A 7,286-nucleotide genomic window follows, 5' to 3' on the forward strand; every position below is an offset into this window, starting at 1 on the left:
CCTGCGGGGAGAGGGACGAGTCTCCCCCCTGCCGGGGAGCGCGTCGAGGCGGCAGCCGAGGGTGAGGGGGCGACTCCGGATGAGACTCCTCCGACGCAGCCCCCTCACCCTCGCTCCGGCTTCGCCTGCGCTTGCCGCAGGCACGACGGGGTGCCTGCGGCCCTCTCCCCGCAGGCGGGGAGAGGGGGATGCGCGCCTGCGGTCCGCGCGACGGGCCGAGGGCTGATGCGAGCGCAATTCTCCATCTGTGACGGCGTTGCCTGGAAGGATTGGGGTCGTGTCGCGCTCCGCGGCGTCGCTTCGGCAAAGGCGGCATGACACCGGCCCCGCACCGCCGCCACTGCCTCGCGGGGCTCGCCGCCGCCGCCCTCGTCCGCCCGGCGGAGGCCGCGCCCGCCGGGCTCTACCGGCGCGGGAACGACGCCGATCCCGGGACCCTCGATCCGCACAGATCCTCGACGGTGGCCGAGGCGCACATCCTGCGCGACCTCTACGAGGGCCTGCTCACCTACGACAATCACGGCCGCATCGTCCCCGGATGCGCCGAGGCCTGGACCGTCTCCGACGACGGCCTGACCTACGGCTTCACCCTGCGCGCGGCCGCGCGCTGGTCGAACGGCGATCCGGTGCTGGCCGCCGACTTCGTGTTCAGCTTGCGCCGCATCCTCGATCCGGCCCTCGGGGCGAAATACGCTGAAATCCTCGCGCCGATCCGCAACGCCGTGGCGGTCAATGCGGGCCATGCCGCGCCCGACACCATCGGGGTCGCGGCGCCCTCCCCCCGCACCCTTGTGATCACCCTGGAGCGGCCGACCCCGTATTTCCTCGAACTCCTCACCCATTCCACCGCCCTGCCGGTCCACCCGGCCACGGTGCGGCGCTTCGGCGACGCCTTCACCCGGCCCGAAAGCGGCGTCTCCAACGGCGCCTACCTGCTGCATGAGAGCGTGCCCAACGACCGCGTCACCCTCGAGCGCAATCCGCATTTCCACGCGGCGGCGGACGTCGCGATCCCCCGCGTCGCGTTCCTGCCGACGCCGGACCTCGCCAGTGCCGTGCGCCGCTACGCCGGCGGCGAGATCGATTCGCTGGCCGACCTGCCCGGCGACCAGATGGCCTCCCTCCGGGCGCGCTTCGGCGCGCAGGTGGTGCTCGGACCGTCGCTCGGCCTCTACGCCCTGGCCCTCGACACCCGCCGGGCGCCGTTCGACGATGTCCGGGTCCGCCGCGCCCTGTCGCTCGTCATCGACCGTGAGTTCCTGGCCCAGCGCCTGTGGGGCGAGACCATGGACCCGGCCTATTCCCTGTGCCCGTCCGGTCTCGACCGCTACCGGACGCCGCCGGACCTCGCCGGCCGCGACGCCCTGCCCATCGACCGCGAGGACGAGGCCCGGGCGCTTCTCGACGCGGCCGGCTTCGGGCCGGGCAAAAAGCCCCTCGCCATCGAGTACCGCTTCAATGCGAGCGACAACAACCGCAACACGGCGGTGGCCATCGCCGAGATGTGGCGCGGCATCGGCGTCGAGACGCGCTTCACCTACACCGACGCCAAGACCCACTTCGCCTACCTGCGCGACGGGCGGCCCTTCGATGTGGCGCGAATCTCCTGGGTCGCCGACTATTCCGACCCCCAGAACTTCCTGTTCCTGCTCCAGGGCGGCAACGACACCCTCAACCCCGGCCACTACGCCAACCCGGACTACGACGGCCTCATGCGGGACGCCGCCGCCGAGACCGACCTCGCCCGCCGGGCCGACCTGCTGTTCCGGGCCGAGACCATCGTGGTGACGGACCTGCCGTGGATTCCGGTGATGCACACCCGCTCGAAGGCCCTGATCAGCCCGCGCCTCACGGGCTATCACGCGAATCTCCGCAACGCCGCGCCGACGCGCTTCCTGAGGCTGGAGGCGTGATCGGCTTCGTCCTGCGCCGGCTGCTGCAGGCGGTCCCGACCCTGTTCGTCGTGGTGACGATCAGTTTCTTCCTCGTCCGCCTCGCCCCCGGCGGGCCGTTCGACCTGGAGCGCCCCCTTGCCCCGGCCGCCATGGCGGCCCTGCGAAGGACCTACGGCCTCGATCAGTCCCTTCCGGTCCAGTATCTGCGCTACCTCGGCGCCCTGCTGCAGGGCGATTTCGGCCCGTCCTTCTCGTTCCGCGACCTCGGCGTCGCCGAACTCCTGGCCCGCGGCCTGCCCGTCTCCATGACCCTCGGCGGCCTCGCCCTCTTGCTGGCGCTGATTCTCGGCATCGGCCTCGGCGCCGGAGCGGCGCTCCGGCCGGGCGGCGGCCTCGACCGGGTGGTCGGCTTCGGCGTAGGCCTCGGCCTCGCGGTGCCGACCTTCGTCGTCGCGCCCCTGCTCCAGATCGTGTTCGGCCTTGCGCTCGGCTGGCTCCCCATCGCCGGCTGGGAGGGCGGTGCGCCGCGCCACCTCGTCCTGCCGGTCCTGACCCTCGCCCTGCCCCAGGCCGGCATCCTCGCCCGCCTCACCCGGGCGTCCTTGCGCGAGACCCTCGCCCTGCCCCACATCCGGACCCAGCGCGCCATGGGCCTGCCGGGCCACCGCATCGCCCGCCATGCCCTGCGCGCCGCCCTGCTGCCCGTGGTGGCGATCCTCGGGTCCACCGCCGCCGCCCTGCTCACCGGCTCCGTCGTGGTCGAGACCCTGTTCGGCCTTCCCGGCCTCGGGCGCTACTTCGTCGATGGCGCCCTCAACCGCGACTACACCCTGGTGATGGGCACCGTGGTGCTGGTGGGCGTGTTCGTCGTGGTCCTCAACCTCGCCGCCGACGTCGCCTGCGCGTTGCTCGACCCGCGCCTGCGGACCGCCCGATGAGGCGGGTGGCCCTGCGCCTCGTCCGCGATCGGGCCGCCCTGGCCGCCCTCGGGTTCCTCGTCGCCATGGCCCTCGCGTGCCTCGTCGGTCCGAGCCTCACCGGCCATGCGCCGGGGCGGATCTACCCCGACCTCGTCGGCACCGCCCCGGGCCTCGCCGCCCATCCGCGCCCCGAGACGGTGCGGCCGGCCCTGGACCGGCTCGCGTTCCGCATGCGTGTGACGGTGGCGGCCGTCACGTTCCGGGATGGAACGGCGCGCGTGACACTCGACGCGCCGAAGCCCATCGACCCGCGCGTGCTGACCTTCCTGCCCCGCTCCGACCTGTTCGGCCCGGCGACGATCCTCGAACGGTCCGAGGACGGACGCCGCCTCGTCGTCGCCGCGCCCGTGCTGCGGCGGTTTTTTCTCCTCGGAACCGACGGCCTCGGGCGGGACCTCCTCACCCGCAGCCTCGTCGCCGGCCGGGTCTCCCTCGCCATCGGCCTCGTCGCCACGGCCGTCGCCCTCGTCATCGGCCTCGTCTACGGGGCCGTGGCGGGTTACGCCGGCGGACGCCTCGACGCCGTGATGATGCGGGCCGTCGACGTGCTCTACGCCCTGCCGTTCGTGTTCTTCGTCATCATGCTGCTGGTGTTCTTCCCCGCCGGCCTCGGCCTCATCCTGGTGGCCATCGGCACCGTCGAATGGCTCGACATGGCCCGCATGGTCCGGGCCCAGACCCTGTCCCTGCGCCGGCGCGACTTCGTCCGGGCCGCCGAGGCCCTCGGCCTGTCCGCCCCGCGCATCCTCGCCCGCCACATCGTGCCCAACACCCTCGGGCCCGTGACCGTGGCCGCGACCCTGCTGGTGCCGCGGGTGATCCTGCTGGAGAGCTTCCTGTCGTTCCTCGGCCTCGGCGTGCAGGAGCCGGAGACGAGCTGGGGCGCCCTCATCGCGGAGGGCGCGCGCGCCCTCGAATCCGCCCCCTGGATGCTCGCCGTCCCGGCGGCCTTCCTCGTGGCGACGCTCCTGGCCCTCAACGTCCTGGGCGATGCCCTGGGCAAGGCCCTCGACCCGCGCCGCGACGGCCTCACCGCCCCGCGGTGAGCCCCGGATAGACCACCCGCACGGCGCGCCGCTCCCCCGGCGCTTCGGTCTGCGCATCCGCTCCGTCGCGCGATGCGCGCGGCGGCGTGCCCGTCGATCCCGTCGTGGTCACGTCGGTGGGGCGCAGGCGCCACCACTCGAACCCGGACCGGGCGAGGTCTTCCGCACCGGAGGACCGGGCGGACCCGACGAGAACGAGGGCGGCGAGGAGGGCGGCGAGGCCGGCACGGGAGATCATGGCGAAGGCGCATCCGGAACGAGGATGCCATTTCACCCGGCGGCGATGAAAGCTTGGCGGAACCGTTGGCGACTTCGGCGGATTGCCCACACCTGTCCCCCAATACGCTTAACGAGGTGTCGATGGCGACCAAGGCAGAGACCGCGTCCGGCGCCACGCCGGAGCGCGTGCCCATGGGCACCGTCATCGACACCGACATCGCCGCCCGCCTCGATCGCCTGCCCTGGGGCCGCTTCCACGTCCTCGTCATCGTGGCCCTCGGCATAACCTGGGTCCTCGACGGCCTCGAGGTGACCCTGGCCGGCTCCCTCGTGGGGGCGCTGCGCGCCGCGCCCATGAGCTTCACGGAGTTCGATATCGGCCTCGCGGCGAGCTCCTACCTCGTCGGCGCCGTCGTCGGCGCCCTGGGCTTCGGCTGGCTCACCGATCGCATCGGGCGCAAGAAGCTGTTCTTCATCACCCTGGCCCTCTACCTCGCGGCCACCGCCGCCACGGGCCTGTCCTGGAATATCTGGAGCTTCTGCATCTTCCGCTTCCTCACGGGGGCCGGGATCGGCGGCGAGTACACCGCCATCAATTCGACGATCCAGGAGCTCGTCCCCGCCCGCGTGCGCGGCTGGACCGACCTCGTCATCAACGGCTCGTTCTGGATCGGTGCGGCCCTGGGCTCGTTCCTGTCCATCGCCGTCCTGCGTCCCGGCATGATCGACCCGGCCTGGGGCTGGCGCATCGCCTTCTTCGTCGGCGGCGGCATCGGCCTGGTGATCCTGCTCCTGCGGACCTGGATTCCCGAAAGTCCGCGCTGGCTCGCCACCCACGGCTACGTGGCGGAGGCCGACCGCGTCGTCACCGGCATCGAGAAGCGCTTCACCGACGAGGGCCTGACCCTGCCGCCCGTCGATCCGAAGAAGCGCATGAAGCTGAAGACCCGCAGCCACACCCCCTTAAGCGAAGTGTTCGGCACCATGCTGGGCGGCCACCGCAAGCAGACTCTCGTCGGCCTTGCCCTGATGGTGGCGCAGGCGTTCTTCTACAACGCCCTGTTCTTCACCTACGCCCTCGTGCTCCAGCGCTTCTACGGCGTGCCGGGCGACCATGTCGGCTGGTACCTGCTGCCCTTCGCCCTCGGCTCCTTCCTCGGCCCGCTGCTCCTGGGGCGCCTGTTCGACACCTGGGGCCGTCGCCAGATGATCGCCTTCACCTACGGCATCTCGGCGGTGCTGCTCACCATCACGGGCTACCTGTTCAAGATCGAGGTGTTCGGCCCCGTCGGCCAGACGGCGGCCTGGATGGTGGTGTTCTTCTTCGCCTCCGCCGCCGCGAGTGCCGCCTACCTCACCGTGGCCGAGACCTTCCCCCTCGAGATCCGGGCGCTGGCCATCGCGGTGTTCTACGCGCTCGGCACCGGCATCGGCGGCGTCTCGGGGCCGCTCCTGTTCGGGGCGCTGGTGGAGACGGGGTCCCGCGACAACGTCCTCATCGGCTACGCCATCGGCGCCACGCTCATGGCGGTGGCGGCCATCGTCGGCGGCATCTGGGGGACGGCGGCCGAGGGCAAGTCCCTGGAAGACGTGTCGAAGCCCCTGGCGGCGGCATGACGGCGGGCGGGCGGGTCGAAGCTGCAACCCGAAAGCATTCGACCCGTTGACCCCACGGAAAACCTTGGTTCATCGCAAGAGGACGTCCTTCATGCAGCGCTTCTTCCTGACCTCCGCCGCCCTCGTTCTGGCGACAGCCTCCTTCGCGACGCCGGCGCTGGCCCAGAGCGGCGGCCCCGCCGAGATCCGCCAGCCCGGACCGCCCCGGATCACGACGCCGGGAACGCCGGACACGCCCGTGGTGAAACCGGGCGGCATCGACAATGGCGGCCCCGGTTCCATCGGCTCGGTGGCCCCGGGCGCCACCGGCGCCGAGACCCGCTCGAACAATTCCGGCGCCAGCGGCAATGCCGAGCAGAACGCCAAGCCCATCGGCAACACCGGCGGCGGAGGCGGCGGCGGAAGCTGACGCCTACGTCTCGCGGCGTTCCGCGAAGAACGCCCGCAGCAATCCGGCGGCCTCGGCTTCGCGAAAGCCGCCATACACCTCCGGGGCATGGTGGCAGGTCGGCTGGTTGAACACGCGCGGACCGTGCTCGACCCCGCCGCCCTTGGGGTCGTAGGCCCCGAAATACAGGCGACGGATGCGGGCGAACGCGATGGCGCCCGCGCACATGGGGCACGGCTCCAGGGTGACGTAGAGGTCGCAGCCGGTCAGGCGTTCGTCGTCCAGAACCGTGCAAGCCGCGCGGATCGCCAGGATCTCCGCGTGCGCCGTCGGGTCCTTCAGGGCCCGCGGCCGATTGTGGGCGGTCGCGATGATGCGGCCATCCCGCACCACCACGGCGCCCACCGGGACCTCGCCGGCTAGGGCCGCGCGCCGCGCAGCCTCGAAGGCACGGCTCAGGGGATCGTCGCTGGCGTCGGGCGGGGCGTGCGTCGGCATCGCTCCGTCCTAGTCGGATCGCCACCCCCACGACAATCGCCGCCTCCCGGCGCGCCAGGGTGCCGGCCCATTGGGCAGGTTCCGGGGAACCACCCGCGAGGCGTGACCGTTTCATCTGCAACGCGGCCAAGGCCGCCCGTCTCACACGAGGATCTCACGATGAGCAGCACCACCGACAAGATCAAGGGCGTCGCCAACGAGGCCGTCGGCAACATCAAGCAGGGCATCGGCAACGCCACCGACAACGACAAGCTTAAGGCCGAAGGCAAGGCTCAGGAGCTGAAGGGCGAAGCCCAGAAGACGGTGGGCGATGCCAAGGACGGCGTGAAAAGCGCCGCCGATACGGTGAAGAGCAAGCTCTGAGCTTCGTGTCCATGACAGATCGCTGACGCACTTTCCTTCGCGGGACGTCGGCAGACCGTTCGGAAAGGCAGCCTCGGGGCTGCCTTTTTCGTGTCCCGCTCCCCCGACGTTTCGGAGGCCATGCGCCGCGAGATGCTGGCTTCGGCGCGGGATATCTCGCAACGGCGCCTCCGCTCTGTTATGGGGCAGGCATGAGCGACAACAACGACGACAAGACGGGCGGGTCCGACGGCGCCCGCTCGGCGACGGGCCTGGGCAGGGGAACCGCCTTGCGCCGGAG

The 7,286-nt window shown here is 71.6% G+C and carries 8 protein-coding genes; 6 read left to right on the top strand and 2 right to left on the bottom strand.

The annotated features are described in order from the left end of the window. Positions 1–314: 314 nt before the first annotated feature. From FV218_RS13840 to FV218_RS13850, 3 genes are read left to right on the top strand one after another with little or no spacing between them, the layout of a single operon-like run. Positions 315–1,913, top strand: coding sequence for a peptide ABC transporter substrate-binding protein (locus FV218_RS13840; protein ID WP_147710169.1), 1,599 nt, complete (start codon positions 315–317; stop codon positions 1,911–1,913). Beyond that, entirely contained in the window at positions 1,910–2,833 is a 924-nt protein-coding gene (locus FV218_RS13845; protein ID WP_147710171.1) for an ABC transporter permease subunit, read from the top strand. The genes FV218_RS13840 and FV218_RS13845 overlap by 4 nt, the downstream gene beginning before the upstream one ends. After that, entirely contained in the window at positions 2,830–3,921 is a 1,092-nt protein-coding gene (locus FV218_RS13850; protein WP_147710173.1) for an ABC transporter permease, read from the top strand. The genes FV218_RS13845 and FV218_RS13850 overlap by 4 nt, the downstream gene beginning before the upstream one ends. On the opposite strand, the gene FV218_RS13855 is transcribed toward FV218_RS13850, so the two are convergent. Beyond that, a complete protein-coding gene (locus FV218_RS13855; RefSeq protein WP_056093527.1) occupies positions 3,905–4,159 on the bottom strand; it encodes a hypothetical protein in 255 nt (84 codons plus the stop codon). The genes FV218_RS13850 and FV218_RS13855 overlap by 17 nt on opposite strands. 122 nt (positions 4,160–4,281) lie before the next feature. Between FV218_RS13855 and FV218_RS13860 the strand changes: the two genes are divergently transcribed. Continuing rightward, positions 4,282–5,757: an MFS transporter gene (locus FV218_RS13860; protein WP_056093529.1), complete on the top strand. Its 1,476-nt coding sequence runs from the start codon at positions 4,282–4,284 to the stop codon at positions 5,755–5,757. A 91-nt stretch (positions 5,758–5,848) separates the two neighbouring features. After that, entirely contained in the window at positions 5,849–6,166 is a 318-nt protein-coding gene (locus tag FV218_RS13865; RefSeq protein ID WP_147710175.1) for a hypothetical protein, read from the top strand. Positions 6,167–6,169: 3 nt separating this feature from the next. On the opposite strand, the gene FV218_RS13870 is transcribed toward FV218_RS13865, so the two are convergent. After that, positions 6,170–6,643, bottom strand: coding sequence for a nucleoside deaminase (locus tag FV218_RS13870; RefSeq protein WP_147710177.1), 474 nt, complete (start codon positions 6,641–6,643; stop codon positions 6,170–6,172). 159 nt (positions 6,644–6,802) lie between these two features. On the opposite strand from FV218_RS13870, the gene FV218_RS13875 reads away from it, so the two are divergent. Further along, positions 6,803–7,006, top strand: a complete 204-nt coding sequence (locus tag FV218_RS13875) for a CsbD family protein (RefSeq protein WP_056093537.1) — start codon at positions 6,803–6,805, stop codon at positions 7,004–7,006. The last annotated feature ends 280 nt before the right edge of the window (positions 7,007–7,286 follow it).

Origin of the sequence: Methylobacterium sp. WL69, from assembly GCF_008039485.1 — a bacterium.
Classification (GTDB): domain Bacteria; phylum Pseudomonadota; class Alphaproteobacteria; order Rhizobiales; family Beijerinckiaceae; genus Methylobacterium.

What these genes read in the sequence shown, in the direction of transcription:
- FV218_RS13840 (WP_147710169.1), top strand. Translation starts at nt 315, where the DNA reads ATGACACCGGCCCCGCACCGCCGCCACTGCCTCGCGGGGCTCGCCGCC.
- FV218_RS13850 (WP_147710173.1), top strand. Translation starts at nt 2,830, where the DNA reads ATGAGGCGGGTGGCCCTGCGCCTCGTCCGCGATCGGGCCGCCCTGGCC.
- FV218_RS13855 (WP_056093527.1), bottom strand. Translation starts at nt 4,159, where the DNA reads ATGATCTCCCGTGCCGGCCTCGCCGCCCTCCTCGCCGCCCTCGTTCTC.
- FV218_RS13860 (WP_056093529.1), top strand. Translation starts at nt 4,282, where the DNA reads ATGGCGACCAAGGCAGAGACCGCGTCCGGCGCCACGCCGGAGCGCGTG.
- FV218_RS13865 (WP_147710175.1), top strand. Translation starts at nt 5,849, where the DNA reads ATGCAGCGCTTCTTCCTGACCTCCGCCGCCCTCGTTCTGGCGACAGCC.
- FV218_RS13870 (WP_147710177.1), bottom strand. Translation starts at nt 6,643, where the DNA reads ATGCCGACGCACGCCCCGCCCGACGCCAGCGACGATCCCCTGAGCCGT.
- FV218_RS13875 (WP_056093537.1), top strand. Translation starts at nt 6,803, where the DNA reads ATGAGCAGCACCACCGACAAGATCAAGGGCGTCGCCAACGAGGCCGTC.